This window comes from Streptomyces sp. NPDC003697 (genome assembly GCF_053587115.1).
This window is the reverse complement of the sequence record NZ_JBSFNN010000035.1, coordinates 26,425-48,956: the sequence shown is the minus strand read 5'-3', so window position 1 is coordinate 48,956 and position 22,532 is coordinate 26,425. Positions and strand designations below refer to the sequence as shown.

Sequence of the window (22,532 nt, the reverse complement as noted above, 5' to 3'; positions counted from 1 at the left end):
AGGGCCCGCAGCCGGTGCCGGCCCGGTCTCGCGGGCGAGCCCGCAGCCGGGCGTCGGCCGGCCGCGGAGGGGGCGACCGGCCGCCGGTGCCGCCCAGGCCGTCCGCGGGCGTCGGCCGGCGTGGGCGCGGACGACGGTTCCTGCCGGTTCCGGCTCCGCGGACGGGCTGTCAGTGGTGGCGGTTACGGTTTCCCCATGGCTGCCCGTACGAAGACCACCAAGGACCGCCCGTCCTACCGCTGCACGGGATGCGGCTGGCAGACGGCCAAGTGGCTCGGCCGCTGCCCCGAGTGCCAGGCCTGGGGCACGATCGAGGAGTACGGCACGCCCGCGGTCCGCACGACGGCTCCGGGCCGCGTCACCACCTCCGCCCTGCCGATCGGCCAGGTGGACGGCCGGCAGGCCACCGCCCGCTCCACCGGCGTGCCCGAGCTGGACCGCGTCCTCGGCGGCGGCCTGGTGCCCGGCGCGGTGGTCCTCCTCGCGGGCGAACCCGGGGTCGGCAAGTCCACCCTGCTGCTGGACGTGGCGGCCAAGGCGGCCAGTGACGAACACCGCACGCTGTACGTCACGGGTGAGGAGTCCGCCAGTCAGGTGCGCCTGCGCGCCGACCGCATCGGCGCCATCGACGACCACCTCTACCTGGCGGCCGAGACGGATCTGGCGGCCGTCCTCGGCCACCTGGACGCGGTGAAACCGTCGCTGCTGATCCTGGACTCGGTGCAGACGGTGGCCTCTCCGGAGATCGACGGCGCACCCGGCGGCATGGCGCAGGTCCGCGAGGTCGCCGGCGCCCTCATCCGCGCGTCCAAGGAGCGCGGGATGTCGACACTGCTCGTGGGCCACGTCACCAAGGACGGCGCGATCGCGGGGCCGCGTCTGCTGGAGCACCTCGTGGACGTCGTCCTGCACTTCGAGGGCGACCGCCACGCGCGCCTGCGGCTCGTCCGCGGCGTCAAGAACCGCTACGGCGCGACGGACGAGGTCGGCTGCTTTGAACTGCACGACGAGGGCATCACGGGCCTGGCCGACCCCAGCGGCCTGTTCCTGACCCGCCGTGCCGAGCCGGTGCCCGGCACCTGCCTGACGGTCACGCTGGAGGGCCGCCGCCCCCTGGTCGCGGAGGTCCAGGCGCTCACCGTCGACTCGCAGATCCCCTCCCCGCGCCGCACGACCTCGGGCCTGGAGACCTCCCGCGTCTCGATGATGCTGGCCGTCCTGGAGCAGCGGGGCCGGATCACCGCGCTGGGCAAGCGGGACATCTACTCGGCGACGGTCGGCGGCGTGAAGCTGTCCGAGCCGGCCGCCGACCTCGCGGTCGCGCTCGCCCTCGCGTCCGCCGCGAGCGACACCCCGCTGCCGAAGAACCTCGTGGCGATCGGCGAGGTGGGGCTCGCGGGCGAGGTCAGACGGGTCACGGGCGTGCAGCGCCGGCTCGCGGAGGCCCACCGCCTGGGCTTCACGCACGCCCTCGTGCCGGGCGACCCGGGCCGGATCCCGCCGGGGATGAAGGTGCTGGAAGTCGCGGACATGGGGGACGCCCTGCGGGTCCTGCCCCGGTCCCGTCGCCGAGAGGCCCCACGGGAGGCGGAGGACCGCCGGTAGACTTTGCCCTGGTCCCGCCCGTCCGTACGAACCGAGAGTGCGAAACGGGGGCGCCAGAAGAACCTGCGACCGGAGGAGTGCAGTGGCAGCCAACGACCGGGCGTCAGCTCCCGGAAAGTCCGGTGGGAGCTCCGGTGCCGATGGCCTGATGCGCGCCTCGCTGAGCGCCGTGGCACCCGGCACGGCGCTGCGTGACGGCCTGGAGCGGGTCCTGCGCGGCAACACCGGCGGTCTGATCGTCCTCGGCTCCGACAAGACCGTCGAGGCGATGTGCACCGGCGGCTTCGTCCTGGACGTCGAGTTCACCGCGACGCGCCTGCGGGAGCTGTGCAAGCTGGACGGCGGCATCGTGCTGTCGACGGACCTGTCGAAGATCCTGCGGGCGGGCGTGCAGCTGGTCCCGGACTCGACGATCCCCACGGAGGAGACGGGCACCCGGCACCGTACGGCCGACCGCGTGAGCAAGCAGGTCCGCTTCCCGGTGGTCTCCGTCTCCCAGTCGATGCGCCTGATCGCCCTGTACGTCGGCGGTCAGCGCCGCGTCCTGGAGGACTCCGCGGCGATCCTGTCCCGCGCCAACCAGGCCCTGGCGACCCTGGAGCGCTACAAGCTGCGCCTCGACGAGGTGGCGGGGACGCTGTCGGCGCTCGAGATCGAGGACCTGGTGACGGTCCGGGACGTCTCGGCGGTCGCGCAGCGCCTGGAGATGGTGCGCCGGATCGCGACGGAGATCGCCGAGTACGTGGTGGAGCTGGGCACGGACGGGCGCCTCCTGGCCCTCCAGCTCGACGAGTTGATCGCGGGCGTCGAACCGGAGCGCGAACTGGTCGTCCGGGACTACGTGCCCGAGCCCACCGCCAAGCGCTCCCGCACCGTCGACGAGGCACTGGCCGAACTCGACGCCCTCAGCCACGCCGAGCTCCTGGAGATGTCCACGGTGGCGCGCGCCCTCGGCTACACCGGGTCGCCCGAGACGCTGGACTCGGCGGTCTCGCCCCGCGGCTTCCGCCTGCTGGCGAAGGTCCCCCGGCTGCCCGGCGCCATCATCGACCGCCTGGTCGAGCACTTCGGCGGCCTGCAGAAGCTGCTCGCCGCGAGCGTGGACGACCTCCAGACGGTGGACGGCGTGGGGGAGGCCCGCGCGCGCAGCGTCCGCGAGGGCCTGTCGCGGCTGGCGGAGTCGTCGATCCTCGAACGGTACGTCTGAGACACGGACCCGGGTGGGCTGTCCGCGCGGGCGTCGAACTGCGGTGGTGCGGGAGTCGTACGCGCGCGGCGCGGCGGCCGGGCCGGCCCTAAGGGCTGTCCGCAATCCCCGGCGGGCGCACGACGACCGCTACGGCACCTCGTCGCGTTGCCGGATCGCCCGAATACGCCCAGTACGAGGGCGGCCCTCCGCCGTGCGATGCACCGCATCCGACGCCGCACGCCGATCCACCGCGGATCACGGGACCGCGGGACCGCCCTTAGTCCGCTGACAGCACGAACGACGTCTGGAGCTTCGGGAAGCCGGGAACCTTCACCTCGACCAGGTACGTCCCCGGCCCGGCCGTTCCCGCCGGAGGCGTGGCGCACTGCGGGGCGCTCGGCTTGCGGTCCCACCTGACGGTGTACTTGATGCTGCTTCCCCCGGGCACCCGGTACAGCAGGCCGCCGGCCGTCTTCGGGCAGTCGGCCGACGACCAAAAGTCGTCCGCGCTGTCGGACTTGGTGATGGTCAACTCGGCCGTCCTCGGGCCGAGGTCGACCTTGCAGTCACTGCCCGCGGAGTTGGCGGCGGTCAGCTCGAACGTGGGCGTCTCGCCGGGGGCGTAGGAGTTGCGGACGCTGCGCAGGCTCAACCGGACCGCGCCGGTGGTGCAGTTGGGCAGCGTGGTGCCGGCCGGGAGCACGCTGCCCGAGCCGCCGCCCCCCTTGCCGTCGCCGCTCCAGCCGCCGGCGGACCCGGAACCGACGCCGCCGGTCTCCGCGGAGCCGCCGCCCGTCCCGGAACCGCCCGTGCCGGAACCGGAACCGGAACCGCCGGAACCGTCACCGGAACTCCCCGACTCGTCGCGTCCGCCGGGGCGTTGGCTGATCGCGGGTCCGGAATCGGAAGGGCCCGGCGTGATGGTGGAGGGCGCGGGATGCTTGTCGCCGGGCCCGTCGGCCTTGTTGCCGCCGCCTCCGCCGCCCGCGGTCACGATCCATGTGATCAGCAGCGCCAACAGGGCGACCACAGACAGCAGTACGACCCTCCGTCGCCAGTAGATGGAGGAGGGAAGCGGCCCGACCGGATTGCGCAGAGATCCCACGGCGAAAACTGTACGAGAGATCGACGCATTACCTTGCGCCACCCGCCGCGCCGGGCCCAACTTTTCAGGATCATCATTCCGGCAAGTGACGCCAGTGCGGCGCATTTTGCCGAAACTCCCCTCCGACCTGCCGCGCAACACCCTGCCCCTCGTGCCGCACCGCCCCGCTCCCCACCCAACGGACACGGCTCACGGCGTCATGCGGTGCGCGCCCGGCGCGGCGGCCGCTCCCCCACGCGCGACCGCGGACGCGGACGACGTACGCACGACGTGTCCCCCCGCCCCGCCGGCGCCCCGAAGGACCACTGCCCCCGTACCCGGGCGCACCGCGCCCCGCTCCCGGACACCCCAGGTCCCGCGCCCACCCGGCGCCCTCCCGGCCCACGCCCAGTGCCGCCCCGACCCGGCCTTCCCAACCGGCCGCCGGGCTCCCCGCCCCCACCGCATCCCGTCACCCCGACCCACCACACACCGCCCCGCGCCACATCACACGGCGTTCCACCCCCGCATGGCAGGATCGGAAACGTCATGACTGCGCCCACACTGCCCCCGCACGGCACCCCCACCGTCCCCCACACCGCCACCGACACCCCCGCCGAGGACCAGGCCGGGGTCCCGGCCTCCCCCGTCGGGGAGACCCTGCACGGCCCGGTCGTCGCCTGGTTCGACGAGCACGCCCGCGACCTGCCCTGGCGGCGCCCGGAGGCGGGTGCCTGGGGCGTGATGATCAGCGAGTTCATGCTCCAGCAGACGCCGGTGAGCCGCGTCCTGCCCGTCTACGAGCAGTGGCTCGACCGCTGGCCCCGTCCCGCCGACCTCGCCAAGGAGGCACCGGGCGAGGCCGTCCGCGCCTGGGGCCGCCTCGGCTACCCGCGCCGCGCCCTGCGCCTGCACGGCGCCGCCGTGGCGATAGCGGAACGGCACGGCGGCGACGTGCCGACCGATCACGCGCAGCTCCTCGCCCTGCCCGGCATCGGCGAGTACACGGCCGCGGCGGTGGCGTCCTTCGCGTACGGCCAGCGGCACGCCGTGCTGGACACCAACGTCCGCCGCGTCTTCGCCCGCGCGGTCACCGGCGTCCAGTACCCGCCGAACGCCACCACCGCCGCCGAACGCCGCCTCGCCCGTGCCCTGCTGCCCGAGGACGAACGGACCGCCGCCCGCTGGGCCGCCGCCTCCATGGAGCTCGGCGCGCTGGTGTGCACGGCCAAGAACGAGTCGTGCCACCGCTGCCCGATCGCCGCGCAGTGCGCCTGGCGGCTCGCGGGCAAGCCCGCGCACGACGGGCCGCCCCGCCGGGGCCAGACGTACGCCGGTACGGACCGGCAGGTCCGCGGCAAGCTGCTCGCGGTCCTGCGGGAGGCCCACGCGCCCGTCCAGCAGGCGGTCCTCGACCGTGTCTGGCACGAGCCGGTCCAGCGGGCCCGCGCCCTGGACGGCCTCGTCGCGGACGGTCTGGTCGAGCCGCTGCCGGACGGGACCTACCGGCTGCCGCTGACGTGACGACGCACCGGCCCCCGGGCGCGCGACCGTCTCGGGGGCTGCGGGCGACGGTGTCACCCGCCCGCGGCCGTACCCCGGCGTCGCGGTTGCACGACCCCGTCGTCACATAACCGGCTGAACCCACGTCAAGCGGTCGGCACCCCTACCCTGTTACCGCGTCCGTTACACAACCGACGCACAGCCGAGGGCTGCCCGCAGGCTGTCTCGGACAGCGCCGTGACAACGCTTCCCTACTTTGAGTCCGTGCCGACAGGCACCGGACGGCTGCCGACCACAGTCCGTCCGCACGAGGCGGGAACCGGCGGCAGGCGGGCCGGAAACGGGGATCGGAGGCGGTCGATCATGGCGCAGGGCGAGGTGCTCGAGTTCGAGGAGTACGTGCGGACCCGGCAGGAGGCGCTGCTGCGCAGCGCGCGCCGGCTGGTGCCGGACCCGATCGACGCCCAGGACCTGCTCCAGACGGCGCTCGTGCGCACGTACGGCCGCTGGGACGGCATCGCCGACAAGCGCCTCGCGGACGCCTACCTGCGCCGGGTGATGATCAACACCCGGACCGAGTGGTGGCGGGCCCGGAAGCTGGAGGAGGTCCCGACCGAGCAGCTCCCGGACGCCTGTGTCGACGACTCCACCGAACAGCACGCCGACCGTGCCCTGCTGATGGACGTCATGAAGGTCCTCGCTCCGAAGCAGCGCAGTGTCGTGGTGCTGCGACACTGGGAGCAGATGTCCACAGAGGAGACGGCCGCCGCCCTCGGCATGTCGGCCGGAACGGTCAAGAGCACGCTGCACCGGGCGCTCGCCCGGCTCCGCGAGGAGCTGGAGGCGCGCGACCTGGACGCACGCGCGCTGGAGCGTGAGGAGCGGGAGCGTTGCGCGGCCTGACCGGCGCGGGGCCCACACCACGGGCCCGTAACACCGTCCAGGCGGCGATCACGGCGGGGTCCGTGTTCGCCGCCCTCGGCCTTCTCACCTCCGGCTGCGGGACCGGCGGCACCGGCGCCCGCGACGAGGGCCCGGCCCACTCCGACCGGGTGGCGGGCGCCGCGCGCACCGCCTCGCCGAGTCCCAGCGACATCCCCCGGCGCGTGGACGCGGTCAGGCTCATCAAGGAGGACCCGAAGGTCTCGGCCGCGGTCAAGCGGGATCTGAAGCCGTGCGTGGCCGACGAGTACCCCGTCGACGTGTCGTACGGCGACCTGACCGGGGGAGCCGGCGAAGACGTGGTCATCAACGTCCTGACCTGCGGCGACGCCGTGGGCGTGGGTTCGTACGTGTACCGCGAGGAGGACGGCGCGTACCGGAACGTCTTCCGGGTGGAGGAGCCGCCGGTGTACGCGGAGATAGACCGCGGCGACCTCCTGGTCACCAAGCAGGTCTACGAGCGGGGCGACCCGGTGTCGAACCCGTCCGGCGAGGACGTGATCACGTACCGCTGGACCTCCGGCCGGTTCACCGAGGCGTACCGCACCACCAACGACTACGGAAACGCCGTCGGGGGCAGCCAGGCGCCGGCGCCCGACGGCTGACGACCGGCGGACGGCCGTCCGCGACGGGCCCCCGGTTGACCGTCCGGGGGAAGGGGGGGTGTGGACCGATCGGCCCCCCGTACCGATCACCTGCCCGAGGACATCGCCGCGTGAGGGCGTCGCCGGTGAACGCCGGACGCCCGCCGCGCGTCCACCAAGTAGCGCACCGCGCCGGAACGCACCTCGACCGGCAGGGGCGGGCGGGGGCCGGCGCGCCGGCCCCCGCCGGAGAGGCGGACGACGGGCCGGCGCCACGGCACGAGGGACACGAGGACACGAGCAGCAGGGCCGGCGACGGCACGCAGGACACGGCGGCACAGCCCGCCACGCACGACACAGCCGGCACGAGAAGCAACACGAGGACTGAGAGCACCGGGATGGCAGAGCAGACCCACGTCCTGTTCGTCGAGGACGACGACGTCATCCGCGAGGCCACACAGCTCGCCCTGGAGCGGGACGGCTTCGCGGTCACCGCCATGCCCGACGGCCTGTCGGGGCTGGAGGCCTTCCGGGCGGACCGGCCCGACATCGCGCTGCTGGACGTGATGGTCCCCGGCCTCGACGGCGTCAGCCTGTGCCGCCGCATCCGCGACGAGTCGACCGTGCCGGTGATCATGCTGTCGGCGCGGGCGGACTCGATCGACGTGGTCCTGGGCCTGGAGGCGGGCGCCGACGACTACGTGACCAAGCCGTTCGACGGCGCCGTCCTGGTCGCCCGCATCCGGGCGGTGCTGCGCCGCTTCGGGCACGCGAGCGGTGGCGGGGCGGACGCCCGTCCCGCCGCGGTGAACGGCGGGATGCTCGCCTTCGGCGACCTGGAGGTCGACACCGACGGCATGGAGGTGCGCCGGGCCGGACGGCAGGTGGCACTGACGCCGACCGAGATGCGGCTGCTGCTGGAGTTCTCCGCCGCGCCGGGCACCGTCCTGTCCCGCGACAAACTTCTCGAACGGGTGTGGGACTACGGCTGGGGCGGCGACACCCGGGTCGTCGACGTCCATGTCCAGCGGCTGCGCACCAAGATCGGCCAGGACCGCATCGAGACGGTCCGCGGCTTCGGATACAAGCTGAAGGCCTGAACGGGGCGAGGGTATGCGGAGCATCACACGGCGCGTCCTGCCGCGGCGGCTGCGGCGCACGGGCATCCGTACCGGGCTGAGGTGGAAGCTCAGCGCGGCCATCGCGCTGGTCGGCGCGCTGGTGGCGGTGGCGCTGAGCCTGGTCGTGCACAACGCCGCACGGGTGTCGATGCTGGACAACGCGCGCGACCTCGCCGACGAGCGGGTGCAGATCGCCCAGCGCACCTACGAGGTGTCGGGGCGGCCCAACTTCCCCAGTGTCAAGGTCGACGACCCGGAGCTGCCGCCGGCGCTGCACGAGAAGGTGCGGCAGGGCCGACGGGCGACCTACGTGGCCGACCACGGGGGCGAGGTGCCGGACATATGGGCGGCCGTCCCCGTCAAGGACGGGCACGTGCTGTCCCTGCACACGCACTTCACCGACCGCAGCACGGACATCCTCAAGGACCTCGACCAGGCCCTCGTCATAGGCTCCATCGCGGTCGTCCTCCTCGGCAGCGCGCTCGGCGTGCTGATCGGGGGCCAGCTCTCGCGCCGGCTGCGCAAGGCGGCGACCGCCGCGAACCGGGTCGCCGAGGGCGAGACGGACGTCCGGGTGCGGCACGTCATCGGCGGTGTCGTACGGGACGAGACCGACGACCTCGCGCGCGCGGTGGACGCGATGACGGACGCCCTCCAGCAGCGTCTGGAGGCGGAGCGCCGGGTCACGGCGGACATCGCCCACGAGCTGCGCACCCCGGTGACCGGGCTGCTGACGGCGGCCGAGCTGCTGCCGCCGGGCCGCCCCACGGAGCTGGTCCTGGACCGGGCGAAGGCCATGCGCACGCTGGTCGAGGACGTGCTGGAGGTCGCCCGGCTGGACGGCGCCTCCGAGCGGGCCGAGCTGCAGGACATCATGCTGGGCCACTTCGTCACCCGGCGGGTGGCGGCCAAGGACCCGGGCGTCGAGGTGCGCGTGGTGCACGAGTCGGAGGTGACGACCGACCCGCGGCGCCTGGAGCGGGTGCTGTTCAACCTGCTCACCAACGCCGCCCGGCACGGCAGGCCGCCGATCGAGGTGACCGTCGAGGGCCGGGTCATCCGGATCCGGGACCACGGCCCTGGCTTCCCCGAGGAGCTGATCGCGGAGGGGCCGAGCCGGTTCCGCACCGGCAGCAGGGACCGCTCCGGGCAGGGGCACGGCCTCGGCCTGACCATCGCGGCGGGCCAGGCGCGGGTGCTGGGCGCCCGCCTGACCTTCCGCAACGTACGGCCGGCCGGCGCCGCCGCTCACGTGCCGGCCGAGGGCGCGGTCGCCGTCCTGTGGCTGCCGGAGCACGCGCCGACGAACACCGGCAGCTACCCGATGCTGCCGTCGCAGGCGGTGTGAGCCCGGCGGCCGGCCCGCCCGCGTTGCGGCGCGGGCGGGCGACGGCCCGCCCGTCACGGCCGGGTCAGACGGACTCGGCCACCGGTGGCTTCAGCCCGTTCCCGCCGGCGGAGTCGTCGTCCGCCGACGGCTCCGCCGTCTTCGGGCCCGCCCCCTTCAGCGGCACCTCCTTCACGAACACCGCCGCCACCAGCGAGACGACCGCCACGACGGCGCCCAGCAGGAACGCCGAGTGGGTGCCGGCGGACACCGCGTGCTGGTAGGCCTCACGCGCCACCGCCGGCAGCTTGGCCAGGCTCGCCGCGTCCAACTGGGCGGACTGCTCGGTGATCCCCGCTCCCAGGGCGCCGGTCCGCTCGGCCATCACGTCCTGGACCCGGTGGTTGAACAGCGCGCCCATGATGGCGACGCCGAAGGAGGAGCCGAGCGTGCGGAACAGGGTGGTCGACGAGGACGCCACACCCATGTCCCTCATCTCCACGCTGTTCTGCGCGACCAGCATGGTGATCTGCATCAGGCAGCCCATGCCGGCCCCGACGACGGCCATGTACAGACCGGAGGTGAGCCGGGTCGTCTCCGTGTCCATCAGGGACAGCAGGTACAGACCGATGACCATCAGGACGCTGCCCACCACCGGGAAGGCCTTGTACCGGCCGCTGCTGGTGGTCACCCGGCCGGCGATCATCGACACGACGAGCATGGCGCCGAGCATGGGCAGGAGCAGCAGACCCGAGTTGGTCGCGGAGGCGCCCTGCACCGACTGCTGGTACAGCGGCAGGAAGAGCACCGCGCCGAACATCACGAAGCCGGTGATGAAGCCGATGACCGACATGAGGGTGAAGTTGCGGCTGCGGAAGATGTGCAGCGGCACGATCGGCTCGGCCGCCCTGGTCTGCGAGAACACGAACCCGACGAGCGCGGCGACGCCGATTCCGATCAGTTCCGTGATCCGCGCGGAGGTCCAGGCGTACTCGGTGCCGCCCCAGGTGGTGACGAGGACGATCGCGCTGATGCCGACGGTCAGCAGCACGGCGCCCAGATAGTCGATGCGCGCCTGTGCCCGCTTCCTGGGCAGGTGCAGCACCACGCTGACCGCCACGAGCGCCACCGCGCCGAGCGGCAGGTTGATGTAGAAGGCCCAGCGCCAGCCCCAGTTGTCCGTGATGGTGCCGCCGACCAGCGGGCCGCCGATCATCGCCAGCGCCATGACGGCCGCCATCATGCCCTGGTACCTGCCGCGCTCCCGCGGCGGGATGAGGTCGCCGATGATGGCCATCACACCGACCATCAGGCCGCCCGCGCCGAGGCCCTGCAGGGCCCGGAAGCCGATCAGCTGGCCCATGTCCTGCGCCATGCCGCTGAGCGCCGAGCCTGCCAGGAAGAGCAGGATGGAGGTCATGAAGGCGCCCTTGCGCCCGTACATGTCGCCGAGCTTGCCCCACAGCGGAGTGGCCGCCGCGGTCGCGAGGGTGTACGCGGTCACCACCCACGACAGGTGCCGGAGGCCCCCGAGCTCGCCGACGATCGTCGGCATCGCGGTGCCCACGATCATGTTGTCGAGCATCGCGAGCATCATCGCGATCATCAGTGCGAGCAGGACGACCCGCACACTCCTCGGCTTTTCACCGGCCTGTCCGGTGTCCGCGTCGACTGTCGCCGCGTCCGCCATCGGTCACTCCCCCAGCTGCTCTGCCTACTTACTTGCCGACCGGCAAGTTCACTACACTCGGGAAGGTAGAACTTCACTAGCCGGTCGTCAAGTAAGTTTCACGGAGCACCGGTCGGTGAGCTTTCGTGGGAACACGAGAAGCACGAGGAGCACGAGGAGGGGCGGCACGATGGACGGCACCAGGCAGCAGCGCCGAGGAAACACCCGCCAGCGCATCCAGGACGTGGCACTCGCGCTCTTCGCCGAGCAGGGCTACGAGAAGACCTCCCTGCGGGAGATAGCCGAGCGTCTCGGCGTCACCAAGGCCGCTCTGTACTACCACTTCAAGACGAAGGAAGAGATCATCGTCAGCCTCTTCGAGGACCTGACGCAGCCGATCAACGACCTGATCGAGTGGGGCAGCGCACAGCCGCACACACTGGAGACCAAGCAGGAGATCATCCGCCGCTACAGCCAGGCGCTGGCCGACGCGGCACCGCTGTTCCGCTTCATGCAGGAGAACCAGGCGACGGTGCGGGAACTGCGCATCGGGGACACGTTCAAGGACCGAATGCGCGGCCTGCGCGACATCGTCATCGACCCGGAGGCGAGCCTCACGGACCAGGTGCGCTGCGTCAGCGCCCTGTTCACGCTGCACGCAGGGATGTTCGTCATGCAGGACCTGCAAGGCGACCCCGAGGCGCAGCGCAACGCCGTCCTCGAGGTCGCGATCGATCTGGTGACCCAGGCCCACCGGGGCGCCCGGACCTCCTGACCAGGCCGCCGCCCCGCCGGTCGGCGGGGCGGCGCGAGGGATGTCCGGCGTCAGCCGGTCAGAGGGACAGACCCTTGGCGGCCAGGAAGGTCACCGGGTTGACGGCGGAGCCGTAGTTCGGGGTCGTGCGGATCTCGAAGTGCAGGTGGGGACCGGTGGAGTTGCCGGTGTTGCCGGACAGGGCGATGTGCTCGCCGGCGGCGACGCTCTGGCCGATCCGCACGTCGACGCGGGACAGGTGCGCGTACTGGGAGTACGTGCCGTCGCCGTGCTGTATGACGATGGCGTTGCCGTACGCGGGACCGTCACCGGCGCCGTTGGGGCCGGCCTTCACGACGGTGCCGCTGTGCGCGGCGACGACCTCGGTGCCTGCCGGGACGGCGAAGTCCTGGCCGCTGTGCTTGTGCGCCCAGTGGCTGCCGTCCTGGGCGAAGCTCGCGCTGAGCGTGTAGTGCTCCACCGGGTGGACCCAGGAGGCGACGGCCGTCTTGACGGGCACGGCGACCTTGTGGACGGCGGCCGGCGCGGCGACCGCCTTCGTGACGGCGACCGTCTTCGCGACGGGGGCGGCGGCCTTCTGGACGGTCGCCGTCTTGGCGGGGGCGACGGCCTTCTGGGCAGCCACGGTCGTGGGGGCACCGGCCTCCGGCCCGCCCACGGCGACCGCGACGCCGGCCCCCAGCGCGGCCGAGACACCGAGACCGGCGGCCAGGACGGCCGCGCGGGTGCGGAGCTTGGACACGGGGGCAAAGCGGGGCGTGACGCGCTGGGACATGAACACCTCTGCGGGTGGGGGACGTGGGAACCACCCGCAGACAAGGCGTCCGCCGGATGGCCATTACGTGGTAACCCGCCGGCACATCGGACCTCAAACCCCCCTACTACGACGGAAACTAGTACGTCGGATAAAAAAGCCCAGGCGCCCGACAGTGCGGCCATTCAGGACAAAACACCTCAAGACCCAGGGTGCGCGGAGGTCGGGAGGGGTGAAAGTCCGCTTTTGCCGGTCTTGGCCACCCACTAATCGCCCTAGTACGGGGTGAAATGCCTGTGTGCCACGTCACCGAAAGGCGAAGTGCAGGCCTTTCCTTTTGTGACCGGCTCCATATGGCGTGCGTCTCGCCATAGTTACCGATAGGTAATCGCTTGGTTCCCCTCCCGCCACCCTGCCGGACGAGCATGCTCACAACAATCCGGAGCGCGACGGACGCGAGAGGACCCCCCACTCATGACCAGAGGCACCTGGACGCGCCGCACCGCCGTCACCGCCGCCGCCACGGCCGCCCTCACCGCACTGGCCCTTCCCGCCGGGGCACAGGCCGCCGTGGACGGCCCGGCCCCCGCCACAGCCGGCGCCACCGCGGCCGTGGACGTGGACGTGGACGCGGTGGCGGCCGTGGACGTGGCCGTGGGCGTGGACTACGGCACCTGGCAGCAGGACTGCCAGGCGGTGATGGACCAGGCCCTTCCCTATCTGCAGCGGCGCATCGCGAACGGCGCGCCGGGCGAGAAGCGGGCCATCGTCCTCGACATCGACAACACCACGCTGGAGACCGACTTCGGCTTCAGCTACCCCCAGCCGGCCAACAAGCCCGTGCTGAGGGCCGCGCAGTACGCCCAGGAGCACGGCGTCGCCCTGTTCTTCGTCACGGCCCGCCCGGGCATCCTCAAGGCGCCGACGAGGTACAACCTCGAGTACGACGGCTACGACGTGGACGGCCTCTTCGTCCGCGGCCTGGTCGACCTGTTCAAGAACGTCGCCGACTACAAGACCGCCCAGCGGGCCGCCATCGAGGACGAGGGCTACACGATCATCGCGAACATCGGCAACAGCGCCACCGACCTGACCGGCGGCCACGCAGAGAAGACGTTCAAGCTGCCCGACTACGACGGGCAGCTCTCCTAGGGCCTGAAGCTCCCGGAGGCCCCTACGCGGGCCCCACGAGGGCGGGCATGCGGAAGGGGCCGGTGCCCAAAGGCACCGGCCCCTCTCACATGCCGTCGACGCTTACGCGTCCTTGCTCAGGTTGGGACCGGCTCCGCCGGCCGCCTGCTCGATCGGCGGGACGTCCGGCAGCGCCGACTTCTCCTCACCCCGGAAGGTGAAGGTCTGGCTCTCGCCCTCGCCGTCGGTGCCCACGACCACGATGTGACCGGGACGCAGCTCGCCGAAGAGGATCTTCTCCGACAGCGTGTCCTCGATCTCACGCTGGATGGTCCGGCGCAGCGGCCGGGCGCCCAGCACGGGGTCGTAGCCCTTCTTGGCGAGCAGCTCCTTGGCGGACTGGGAGAGCTCGATGCCCATGTCCCGGTCCTTCAGGCGCTCGTCCACCTTGCTGATCATCAGGTCGACGATCCGCAGGATGTCCGACTGAGTCAGCTGCGGGAAGACGACGACGTCGTCGACGCGGTTGAGGAACTCGGGCCGGAAGTGCTGCTTGAGCTCGTCCGAGACCTTGTTCTTCATGCGCTCGTAGTTGGTCTTCGTGTCGCCCTGGGCGGCGAAGCCCAGGTTGAAGCCCTTGGAGATGTCCCGGGTGCCGAGGTTGGTCGTCATGATGATGACCGTGTTCTTGAAGTCCACGACCCGGCCCTGGGAGTCGGTCAGGCGACCGTCCTCCAGGATCTGCAGCAGCGAGTTGAAGATGTCCGGGTGGGCCTTCTCGACCTCGTCGAAGAGGACGACCGAGAACGGCTTGCGGCGCACCTTCTCCGTCAGCTGACCGCCCTCCTCGTAGCCCACGTAGCCGGGGGGCGAACCGAAGAGGCGGGAGACCGTGTGCTTCTCGCTGAACTCCGACATGTCGAGGGAGATCAGCGCGTCCTCGTCGCCGAAGAGGAACTCCGCCAGCGCCTTGGACAGCTCGGTCTTACCGACACCGGACGGGCCGGCGAAGATGAACGAGCCACCCGGACGCTTCGGGTCCTTCAGACCGGCACGCGTACGGCGGATCGCCTTCGACAGCGCCTTGACGGCGTCGTTCTGGCCGATGACCCGCTTGTGCAGCTCCTCCTCCATGCGGAGCAGGCGGCTGGACTCCTCCTCGGTCAGCTTGAAGACCGGGATGCCGGTGGCCGTGGCGAGGACCTCGGCGATCAGCTCGCCGTCGACCTCGGCGACGACGTCCATGTCGCCGGCCTTCCACTCCTTCTCCCGCTTGGCCTTGGCGGCCAGGAGCTGCTTCTCCTTGTCACGCAGGGAGGCGGCCTTCTCGAAGTCCTGCGAGTCGATCGCGGACTCCTTGTCCCGGCGGACACCGGCGATCTTCTCGTCGAACTCGCGCAGGTCCGGCGGCGCGGTCATCCGGCGGATACGCATCCGGGAACCGGCCTCGTCGATCAGGTCGATCGCCTTGTCCGGCAGGAAGCGGTCCGAGATGTACCGGTCGGCCAGAGTGGCGGCCTGGACCAGCGCCTCGTCCGTGATGGAGACGCGGTGGTGCGCCTCGTACCGGTCGCGCAGACCCTTGAGGATCTCGATCGTGTGCGGCAGGGACGGCTCCGCGACCTGGATGGGCTGGAAGCGGCGCTCCAGGGCCGCGTCCTTCTCCAGGTGCTTGCGGTACTCGTCCAGCGTGGTCGCACCGATGGTCTGCAGCTCACCGCGCGCCAGCATCGGCTTCAGGATGGAAGCCGCGTCGATGGCGCCCTCGGCGGCACCCGCACCGACCAGCGTGTGCAGCTCGTCGATGAACAGGATGATGTCGCCGCGGGTGCGGATCTCCTTGAGCACCTTCTTCAGGCGCTCCTCGAAGTCACCGCGGTAGCGGGAGCCGGCGACCAGCGCGCCGAGGTCCAGGGTGTAGAGGTGCTTGTCCTTGAGGGTCTCGGGCACCTCGCCCTTGACGATGGCCTGGGCGAGACCCTCGACGACGGCGGTCTTGCCGACGCCGGGCTCACCGATCAGGACCGGGTTGTTCTTCGTACGGCGGGACAGCACCTGCATGACCCGCTCGATCTCCTTCTCGCGCCCGATGACCGGGTCGAGCTTGGACTCACGAGCGGCCTGGGTGAGGTTCCGGCCGAACTGGTCGAGGACCAGGGACGTCGAGGGCGTGCCCTCGGCAGGCCCGCCGGCTGCGGCGGTCTCCTTGCCCTGGTAACCGGAGAGCAGCTGGATCACCTGCTGCCGCACACGGTTCAGATCTGCGCCCAGCTTGACGAGGACCTGGGCGGCGACGCCCTCGCCCTCGCGGATCAGGCCGAGCAGGATGTGTTCCGTGCCGATGTAGTTGTGGCCCAGCTGAAGGGCCTCGCGGAGCGACAGCTCCAGGACCTTCTTGGCACGGGGGGTGAAGGGGATGTGGCCCGAGGGAGCCTGCTGCCCCTGGCCGATGATCTCCTCCACCTGCTGGCGGACCGCCTCGAGCGAAATCCCGAGGCTCTCAAGGGCCTTGGCGGCGACACCCTCACCCTCATGGATCAAGCCCAGGAGGATGTGCTCGGTGCCGATGTAATTGTGGTTGAGCATCCGGGCTTCTTCCTGAGCCAGGACGACAACCCGCCGCGCGCGGTCGGTGAACCTCTCGAACATCGTTAATCGCTCCTCAGAGCGGTCAGGCAGTGGGGGGAACTTCCCCTCCCTGTCCTTCCGCAGCTTAGTCCCGCAAGCGGGGACCGCTCATTCCAACTGCCGACACCGTCCTTGGCCTCCTGACCCCGAACGCCGACATCTGCTCCAACCCGATGGTGCGAGACGATGTTCCCGCAGGCCAGGCCGTTACCCCAGTCGCCGCTACGCCGATGGCGAACGTGAGACGTCCTTTTCCGCGCGTCGCCCCCTCCCACTAGGCATGTCTTACCCGCTGGGACTGACACTCCATGCCCGTGCGCAGCGGTTCCCTCCGCTATGGGCGAACAACCTTGCGCCTCCCGGCACCCCGGCGGGTCCCCCGAAGGCAACGCTCCGCTCGCTCGGCGGGACGCAGCGTAACGTGCGGGGCCCTCGGGCCGTTGCACCGGACATGGTCGGCAGCCAGCCCTGCGGCTCCTCGGTCCCCCGCCCCCGTCGGCCGCTCGGGCCGGACAGCCGGACGCGGCACTGGTACGAGGACGAACTGGGCTGGCCGACGGCGCCGGGAGAACCGGTGCGGCTGCTCGTGGGGCGCCGCTTCGACGTCCTGGACGTGCCGGCGCAGGCGGGCCGTGCGGCCCTGTGCCGCCTCGGGCCGGGCTCCCCGGTGGCCGTGCAGGGTGAGCGGATGCGGCTGCTGGTGGCCGCGGGCAGCGCCGAGGAACTGCCGGGACTGCTGGAGTGGCTGGAGTGGGGCCGGCTGGTGCCGGACCTGGTCGGGCTGGGCGCGGGCGCCCTGATGGACGGACCACCGCCCCCCTGCGCGGCGCCGGCCCGGGAACGGCCCCATGCGGGCCGTCACGGCGCGCAGGGGGGCGCCGCGTGGTTGCGGCCTCCCGGGCCGGGACGCGAGGTCGAGCCCTCGCTGCCGGCATTGCCAGCCATGGGGGGCGGCGGGAGCGCCCCCGACCTCGTACGGCTCGTGGACACGGTGGCGACGCAGTGCCACCGGATCCGGCTGCGGAGCGCGTGCGCTCAGCCGTTGGCCTTCTCATAGGCCTCGCGGATGGACGCGGGAACACGGCCGCGGTCGTTGACCTCGTAACCGTTCTCCTTCGCCCAGGCACGGATCTGCGCGGTGTCCTGGCTGCCACCACCGGAAGCGGCGCGCGTCTTTCCGCGCCCGCCCGACGCACGGCCTCCGGTACGGCGGCCACTCTTGACGTACGGCTCGAGAAGACCACGGAGCTTGTCCGCATTGGCAGTGGTGAGATCGATCTCGTACGTCTTGCCGTCCAGAGCAAACGTCACGGTCTCGTCCGCCTCGCCGCCGTCGAGGTCGTCGACAAGAAGGACCTGAACCTTCTGTGCCACCGGATTTCCTTTCATCGATAACCTGAGGGCCGGGGGTGCCCGGCATCCGCCGTTTCGCCGTCCCCTGTTATATGCAGTACTGCAGTACGTCGGAAAGCAAACCGCTTTTGCTGGAAAAACACAAACCCCTGGGGAGAGAGCGGTCGGCCGACCCGCCCGGAAACGTGCGCGTTTCGGACATAGGGAACGCGGGCAGGGCCGCTTCGGCGGAATACCGCGTCCACGGCACGGGGGATCGCCGGTGATCGATCACAGATGCAGAAGCATCCGACTGTTGCCCAAGGTGTTGGGTTTCACTCGTTCGAGACCCAGGAACTCCGCTACGCCCTCGTCATAGGAACGCAGTAGCTCGGCGTAGACATCCGTGTCGACGGGTGTCTCACCGATCTCCACGAAGCCGTGCTTGCCGAAGAACTCGACTTCGAAGGTCAGACAGAAAACACGGCGAACGCCCAGCCAGCGCGCGGTCTCGAGCAGCTTCTCCAGCACCCGGTGTCCGACGCCCGCGCCCTTGACGCCCGGCTTCACCGCGAGAGTGCGCACTTCAGCGAGGTCTTCCCACATCACGTGCAGTGCGCCGCACCCGACGACCTCGGCGTCGTCGTCGCGTTCGGCGACCCAGAACTCCTGGATGTCCTCGTAAAGCGTCACCGTCGCTTTGTCGAGCAGGATGCGCTCACGGACGTAGGCGTCGAGGAGCCGGCGCACGGCCGGCACATCGCTGGTCCGGGCCCGCCGGACGGTGATGGCTTTCGCGGTGACTTCGGGGCGTTCCACGGACATGGGCGGACGCTATCGCCCGCGCCCGTCCCGCGCCGAGCCGGGGCTCTCGTCACCGGTTTCGGCTGCTTCGGCGGTATCCGGGACTCGGCCGCCGCCTTCGGCCGCTTCCGGGCCGGCCGCGGGCCGCGCTTCCGATCCGGCTGCCGCTTCGGATGCGGCGGTCGCTTCGGGGGCGGCTTCCGGCGTTCGGGTTCCTTCGACGATCCGTACGGCGTCACGCAGGGCCTGGCGCTGTTCGTCGCTCATCATCCCGAAGAAGGCGACGAGAGCGGCGGCGGCGTTGTCGCTCTGCGACCAGGCGTCGTTCATCAGCGCGGCGGCGTAGGCGGCTCGCGTGGACACCGCCTCATATCGATAGGCCCGGCCCTCGGCCTCGCGGCGCACCCAGCCCTTCTGATGGAGATTGTCCAATACGGTCATCACCGTGGTGTAGGCGATGGTGCGTTCCCGTTGAAGGTCTTCCAGGACTTCTCGAACGGTCACCGGGCGGTTCCACTTCCACACCCGCGTCATGACCGCGTCTTCGAGTTCTCCCAGGGGGCGAGGCACAGTTCAAGACAATACTGGGCGAACGCGACGATGGCGTGCCGAGCGGGCACCGCAAGCGACAGAACCGAACACACGGGACGTACGGGGCGAGGTTGCGGCCGGGTCGCACGGGGCCGTACGCCGATCACGGCGCCGGCTCGGGCCCGGGCGACGTCGCTGCGGGTGGGGCGCCGGCTCGGGCGCCGGTGCCCCTCAGGAGCCAGTGCCCCTCAGGAGCCGGTGCCCCTCAGGAGCCGGTGCCCCGCAGGAGCCGGTGCCCCTTCAGGAGCCGGTGCCGACGGACGCCGGCTCGGGCTCAGGCGTCGGTGCTCGCGGAGGCCTGGCGGACACCGTCGGTACGCGCCACGGCGGCGTCGACGGCCGCGTCCTCCTTGGCCTTGTTCGCCCCGCCCTGGGACTTCACGATCACCCTGATGAGACCGATGAAGAAAACGGCCATGACGACCGGGGGCAGAAGCGCGGAGACGTAGTCCATGCGTCCAGAGTAGTCAGGAAGGCCGCGGGACAGCGGCAGGGGTGGATGTGGCGGACACCGCACGGCGGCGCGGCGCGGTACGCGGGAAGTGCCTCAGCCGGCTGCCACCAGGTGAGGCCGGCGGGACTGGGCGGGCGGCGGGGTGGGCCTGCGGCGGGGGAAGACCTCACCCGGGGTCGGGATGGGGCGGGCGGGCTGCGGGGCCGCCGGGTCGGGGGCCGGACCCGGCCGCTGCGGGGCGGGGCGCCGGACGGGCTTCTGCGCGGGCTTCTCGGCCGGCTCGTTGCCCGCTTGCTCCTCGCCACCGGGAAGGGCGGCGAAGGGGGTACGGCAGGCCGGGACGCTCGCCGCCGGACGGTGACCCGCCCCGGCGGCGGGGCGGGCGTGACCGTCCGGCTCGGCCGGTCCCTGGCACCGGCGCAGGAGCGCGCTGGCGGCCGGGTTGCCGCGCAGGGCCCGCAGCGCGGCCAGGTCGTCGGGGTTCGGCCGGTATCCCGCGCCCAGCGCCTCCTGGAGCAGGGAGAGGTAGCCGGCGACGGTGCCCGGCAGCGCGGCGCGGTACCGGGCGACGTCGGCCACCAGGAAGGCGCGCAGCCGGGCCCCTTCCCGCATCGCCTCGTCGAGCGACTCGGCGAGCCGGAGACAGTCCTGCACGTCCCGGCCGGAGGCGGGACGGGGGTCGAGGGCGAGGGCGAGAGCGCGACGGAGCACACGCAGCTCCTCCGCACCGAACGCCATGCCGCCGCGGGTTCCGTATGGCGTGGGCATGAGCCGACGATACGAGCTAATCAGACAAATTCGTCATACCGGACGGGCGTGGCGCGACGCGGCCACCCGCGCGGCCGGTGCCCCACCCGCCGACCGCCCGCCGGGCACCGGACGGGACGGAAGCCGCGGCGAGCGACCGGCGGGCAGGATCGCCGCCTGGCCGGTGCCCGGCCCCAGGCCGGCCGCCGGCCAGGCGGCGCGAGACTCCGCGCGCCGGACGGCACGGAAGCCGCCGCGAGGGGACGCGGGCGAGCCGAGCCACCGGACTCCGCACGGCAACCCGTGTCCAGCACGGGCCGACCGCCAACCGGGCGGCGCGGGCTCCCGTGCCGGACGGGACGAAGCCGCCGCGGGCGAGGGGCGGGCCGGGGCGCCGGGCGGCCGGTGCCCGGCGCGGGCCGGCCGCCGGCTGGGCGGCGTGAGGGCCGGCGCGGGCCGGCGGAAGGCCGCCGCGGCGGGGGGGGGCGTCGTCAGGTGCGGGAGACGTTCCGTTCGTACACCAGGCGCAGGCCGATCAGCGTCAGCCACGGCTCGTGCTCGTCGATCACCGAGGACTCGCCCAGCACCATCGGCGCCAGCCCGCCCGTGGCGATCACCGTGACGTCGTCCGGGTCGTCGGCCAGCTCGCGTGCCATCCGGTTCACCACGCCGTCGACCTGGCCGGCGAACCCGAACACGATGCCGGCCTGCATCGCCTCGACCGTGTTCTTGCCGATCACCGCGCGCGGCCGGGCCAGCTCGATCTTTCGGAGCTGGGCGCCGCGCACACCGAGCGCCTCGACCGAGATCTCGATGCCGGGAGCGATCACACCGCCGACGTACTCCCCGCGCGCGGAGACCGCGTCGAACGTCGTCGCCGTGCCGAAGTCCACGACGACCGCCGGCCCGCCGTAGAGCTCGACCGCGGCGACCGCGTTGATGATGCGGTCCGCGCCGACCTCCTTGGGGTTGTCCATCAGGATCGGCACGCCCGTCTTGACACCCGGCTCGACGAGGACCGCCGGCACGTCCCCGTAGTAGCGCCGGGTCACCTCGCGCAGCTCGTGCAGGACCGACGGCACGGTCGCGCAGATGGCGATGCCGTCGATGCCGTCGCCCAGCTCGTCGCCGAGGAGCGGGTGCATCCCCATGAGCCCCTGCAGGAGCACCGCCAGTTCGTCGGCCGTGCGGCGCGCGTCCGTGGAGATGCGCCAGTGCTCGACGATGTCCTCCCCGTCGAACAGGCCGAGGACGGTGTGCGTGTTGCCCACGTCGATCGTGAGGAGCATGGCCGTTACTCCGCCTCGCGCAGGTCGAGTCCGATGTCCAGGACGGGCGAGGAGTGGGTCAGGGCACCCACCGCCAGGTAGTCGACCCCGGTCTCGGCGTACGCACGCGCGTTCGCCAGCGTCAGCCGGCCCGAGGCCTCCAGCTGGGCCCGCCCGTGGACGATGCCCACCGCCTCCGAGCACTCGTCGGGCGTGAAGTTGTCCAGCAGGATCAGGTCGGCGCCGGCGTCCACGACCTCCCGCAGCTGGTGCAGGGTGTCGACCTCCACCTCGATCGGGACGTCCGGGAAGGTCTCGCGCACGGCCCGGAACGCCTGGGCCACCCCGCCCGCGGCGACCACGTGGTTGTCCTTGACCAGGGCGGCGTCCGACAGGGACATGCGGTGGTTCACGCCGCCGCCGCACCGCACCGCGAACTTCTCCAGGGAGCGCAGGCCCGGCGTGGTCTTGCGGGTGTCCCGCACCTTCGCCTTCGTGCCCTCCAGGGCGTCCGCCCACGCGCGGGTGGCCGTCGCGATGCCGGACAGCCGGCACAGCAGGTTCAGGGCGCTGCGCTCGGCGGTCAGGAGGTCGCGTGCGCGCGTGGTGACGGACAGCAGCTTCTGCCCGGCCTGCACGCGGTCGCCCTCCTCGACGTGCCGCTCCACTTCGAACTCCTCCGTGCAGACCACCGAGAGCACCGCCTCGGCGACCCGCAGGCCGGCCACCACGCCCGCCTCGCGCGCGGTGAAGTCGCCGGTGGCCTCGGCGTCCTCGGGGATGGTGGCGACCGTCGTCACGTCCACGCCGTGGGCGAGGTCCTCCTGGATGGCGACGTTGGCGATGTCCTCGACCTCGACGGGGTCGAGCCCGGCCTCGGTCAGGAGTTCGGCGAGCGCGGGGTCGAGCCCGCACTCCGCGTACTCGGACCCGGTGTGGTCCTCGTCCGGCTCCGCGCCGCAGCCGCAGCCGTCGCCGCAGCCGCCGTTCGGGGCGAGGGGAAGGTCGTCGGTGCTCACTTGTG

21 protein-coding genes are annotated in these 22,532 nt (G+C 72.0%); 10 read left to right on the top strand and 11 right to left on the bottom strand.

Annotated features, from left to right (window positions below; genetic code table 11):
• Positions 1-195 precede the first annotated feature (195 nt).
• Positions 196-1,605, top strand: coding sequence for a DNA repair protein RadA (gene radA / locus ACWDNY_RS16475; protein WP_451646437.1), 1,410 nt, complete (start codon positions 196-198; stop codon positions 1,603-1,605).
• Positions 1,606-1,687: 82 nt separating this feature from the next.
• On the top strand, positions 1,688-2,812 hold the full coding sequence (gene disA / locus ACWDNY_RS16470) for a DNA integrity scanning diadenylate cyclase DisA (protein WP_451646436.1): 1,125 nt from the start codon (positions 1,688-1,690) through the stop codon (positions 2,810-2,812).
• Between the two features lie 259 nt (positions 2,813-3,071).
• On the opposite strand, the gene ACWDNY_RS16465 is transcribed toward disA, so the two are convergent.
• Positions 3,072-3,899, bottom strand: a complete 828-nt coding sequence (locus ACWDNY_RS16465; protein ID WP_451646435.1) for a hypothetical protein — start codon at positions 3,897-3,899, stop codon at positions 3,072-3,074.
• A 528-nt stretch (positions 3,900-4,427) separates the two neighbouring features.
• Here ACWDNY_RS16465 and ACWDNY_RS16460 point away from each other — a divergent pair.
• The 5 genes from ACWDNY_RS16460 (at position 4,428) to cseC (ending at position 9,376) form a co-directional block, all read left to right on the top strand.
• Positions 4,428-5,402 carry an A/G-specific adenine glycosylase gene (locus ACWDNY_RS16460; RefSeq protein WP_451646434.1) on the top strand — a complete coding sequence of 325 codons (975 nt, stop codon included), beginning with the start codon at positions 4,428-4,430 and terminating at the stop codon, positions 5,400-5,402.
• A gap of 342 nt (positions 5,403-5,744) precedes the next feature.
• The gene (locus ACWDNY_RS16455; RefSeq protein WP_451646433.1) at positions 5,745-6,284 is read left to right on the top strand and encodes a SigE family RNA polymerase sigma factor; all 540 of its coding nucleotides are present in this window, start codon (positions 5,745-5,747) and stop codon (positions 6,282-6,284) included.
• The gene (locus tag ACWDNY_RS16450; RefSeq protein ID WP_451646432.1) at positions 6,272-6,928 is read left to right on the top strand and encodes a hypothetical protein; all 657 of its coding nucleotides are present in this window, start codon (positions 6,272-6,274) and stop codon (positions 6,926-6,928) included. Before ACWDNY_RS16455 ends, ACWDNY_RS16450 begins: the two co-directional genes overlap by 13 nt.
• A gap of 377 nt (positions 6,929-7,305) precedes the next feature.
• The gene (gene cseB / locus ACWDNY_RS16445; protein WP_451646431.1) at positions 7,306-8,007 is read left to right on the top strand and encodes a two-component system response regulator CseB; all 702 of its coding nucleotides are present in this window, start codon (positions 7,306-7,308) and stop codon (positions 8,005-8,007) included.
• 13 nt (positions 8,008-8,020) lie between these two features.
• Positions 8,021-9,376 carry a two-component system sensor histidine kinase CseC gene (gene cseC / locus ACWDNY_RS16440; protein WP_451646430.1) on the top strand — a complete coding sequence of 452 codons (1,356 nt, stop codon included), beginning with the start codon at positions 8,021-8,023 and terminating at the stop codon, positions 9,374-9,376.
• 64 nt (positions 9,377-9,440) lie between these two features.
• Here the strand turns inward: cseC and ACWDNY_RS16435 are convergent, their stop codons facing one another.
• Entirely contained in the window at positions 9,441-11,045 is a 1,605-nt protein-coding gene (locus ACWDNY_RS16435; RefSeq protein ID WP_451646429.1) for an MDR family MFS transporter, read from the bottom strand.
• Positions 11,046-11,214: 169 nt separating this feature from the next.
• Here ACWDNY_RS16435 and ACWDNY_RS16430 point away from each other — a divergent pair, with 169 nt between their 5' ends.
• Entirely contained in the window at positions 11,215-11,799 is a 585-nt protein-coding gene (locus ACWDNY_RS16430; RefSeq protein ID WP_451646428.1) for a TetR/AcrR family transcriptional regulator, read from the top strand.
• Between the two features lie 58 nt (positions 11,800-11,857).
• Here ACWDNY_RS16430 and ACWDNY_RS16425 read toward each other — a convergent pair whose 3' ends face one another.
• Positions 11,858-12,574 (bottom strand): M23 family metallopeptidase, encoded by a 717-nt coding sequence (locus ACWDNY_RS16425; RefSeq protein ID WP_451646427.1) that lies wholly within the window; start codon positions 12,572-12,574, stop codon positions 11,858-11,860.
• A gap of 453 nt (positions 12,575-13,027) precedes the next feature.
• On the opposite strand from ACWDNY_RS16425, the gene ACWDNY_RS16420 reads away from it, so the two are divergent.
• Positions 13,028-13,705: an HAD family acid phosphatase gene (locus tag ACWDNY_RS16420; RefSeq protein WP_451646426.1), complete on the top strand. Its 678-nt coding sequence runs from the start codon at positions 13,028-13,030 to the stop codon at positions 13,703-13,705.
• A gap of 102 nt (positions 13,706-13,807) precedes the next feature.
• Here ACWDNY_RS16420 and ACWDNY_RS16415 read toward each other — a convergent pair whose 3' ends face one another.
• Positions 13,808-16,333, bottom strand: a complete 2,526-nt coding sequence (locus tag ACWDNY_RS16415; protein ID WP_451646425.1) for an ATP-dependent Clp protease ATP-binding subunit — start codon at positions 16,331-16,333, stop codon at positions 13,808-13,810.
• Between the two features lie 430 nt (positions 16,334-16,763).
• On the opposite strand from ACWDNY_RS16415, the gene ACWDNY_RS16410 reads away from it, so the two are divergent.
• On the top strand, positions 16,764-17,369 hold the full coding sequence (locus ACWDNY_RS16410; RefSeq protein ID WP_451646424.1) for an SCO3374 family protein: 606 nt from the start codon (positions 16,764-16,766) through the stop codon (positions 17,367-17,369).
• Here the strand turns inward: ACWDNY_RS16410 and ACWDNY_RS16405 are convergent.
• The 7 genes from ACWDNY_RS16405 to nadC form a co-directional block, all read right to left on the bottom strand.
• On the bottom strand, positions 17,348-17,686 hold the full coding sequence (locus ACWDNY_RS16405) for a histone-like nucleoid-structuring protein Lsr2 (protein WP_451646423.1): 339 nt from the start codon (positions 17,684-17,686) through the stop codon (positions 17,348-17,350). The two genes, ACWDNY_RS16410 and ACWDNY_RS16405, sit on opposite strands and share 22 nt — an antisense overlap.
• A 249-nt stretch (positions 17,687-17,935) precedes the next feature.
• Positions 17,936-18,469 carry an amino-acid N-acetyltransferase gene (locus ACWDNY_RS16400; RefSeq protein ID WP_451646422.1) on the bottom strand — a complete coding sequence of 178 codons (534 nt, stop codon included), beginning with the start codon at positions 18,467-18,469 and terminating at the stop codon, positions 17,936-17,938.
• Between the two features lie 9 nt (positions 18,470-18,478).
• Entirely contained in the window at positions 18,479-18,982 is a 504-nt protein-coding gene (locus ACWDNY_RS16395; RefSeq protein WP_451646453.1) for a BlaI/MecI/CopY family transcriptional regulator, read from the bottom strand.
• Positions 18,983-19,313: 331 nt separating this feature from the next.
• Complete coding sequence (locus tag ACWDNY_RS16390; protein ID WP_451646421.1) at positions 19,314-19,493, bottom strand: hypothetical protein; 180 nt, start codon at positions 19,491-19,493, stop codon at positions 19,314-19,316.
• Between the two features lie 93 nt (positions 19,494-19,586).
• Positions 19,587-20,231 (bottom strand): hypothetical protein, encoded by a 645-nt coding sequence (locus ACWDNY_RS16385; protein ID WP_451646452.1) that lies wholly within the window; start codon positions 20,229-20,231, stop codon positions 19,587-19,589.
• Between the two features lie 500 nt (positions 20,232-20,731).
• Positions 20,732-21,529, bottom strand: coding sequence for a type III pantothenate kinase (locus ACWDNY_RS16380; RefSeq protein WP_361509466.1), 798 nt, complete (start codon positions 21,527-21,529; stop codon positions 20,732-20,734).
• Positions 21,530-21,534: 5 nt separating this feature from the next.
• Positions 21,535-22,527 (bottom strand): carboxylating nicotinate-nucleotide diphosphorylase, encoded by a 993-nt coding sequence (nadC, locus tag ACWDNY_RS16375; RefSeq protein WP_451646420.1) that lies wholly within the window; start codon positions 22,525-22,527, stop codon positions 21,535-21,537.
• Between the last annotated feature and the right edge of the window lie 5 nt (positions 22,528-22,532).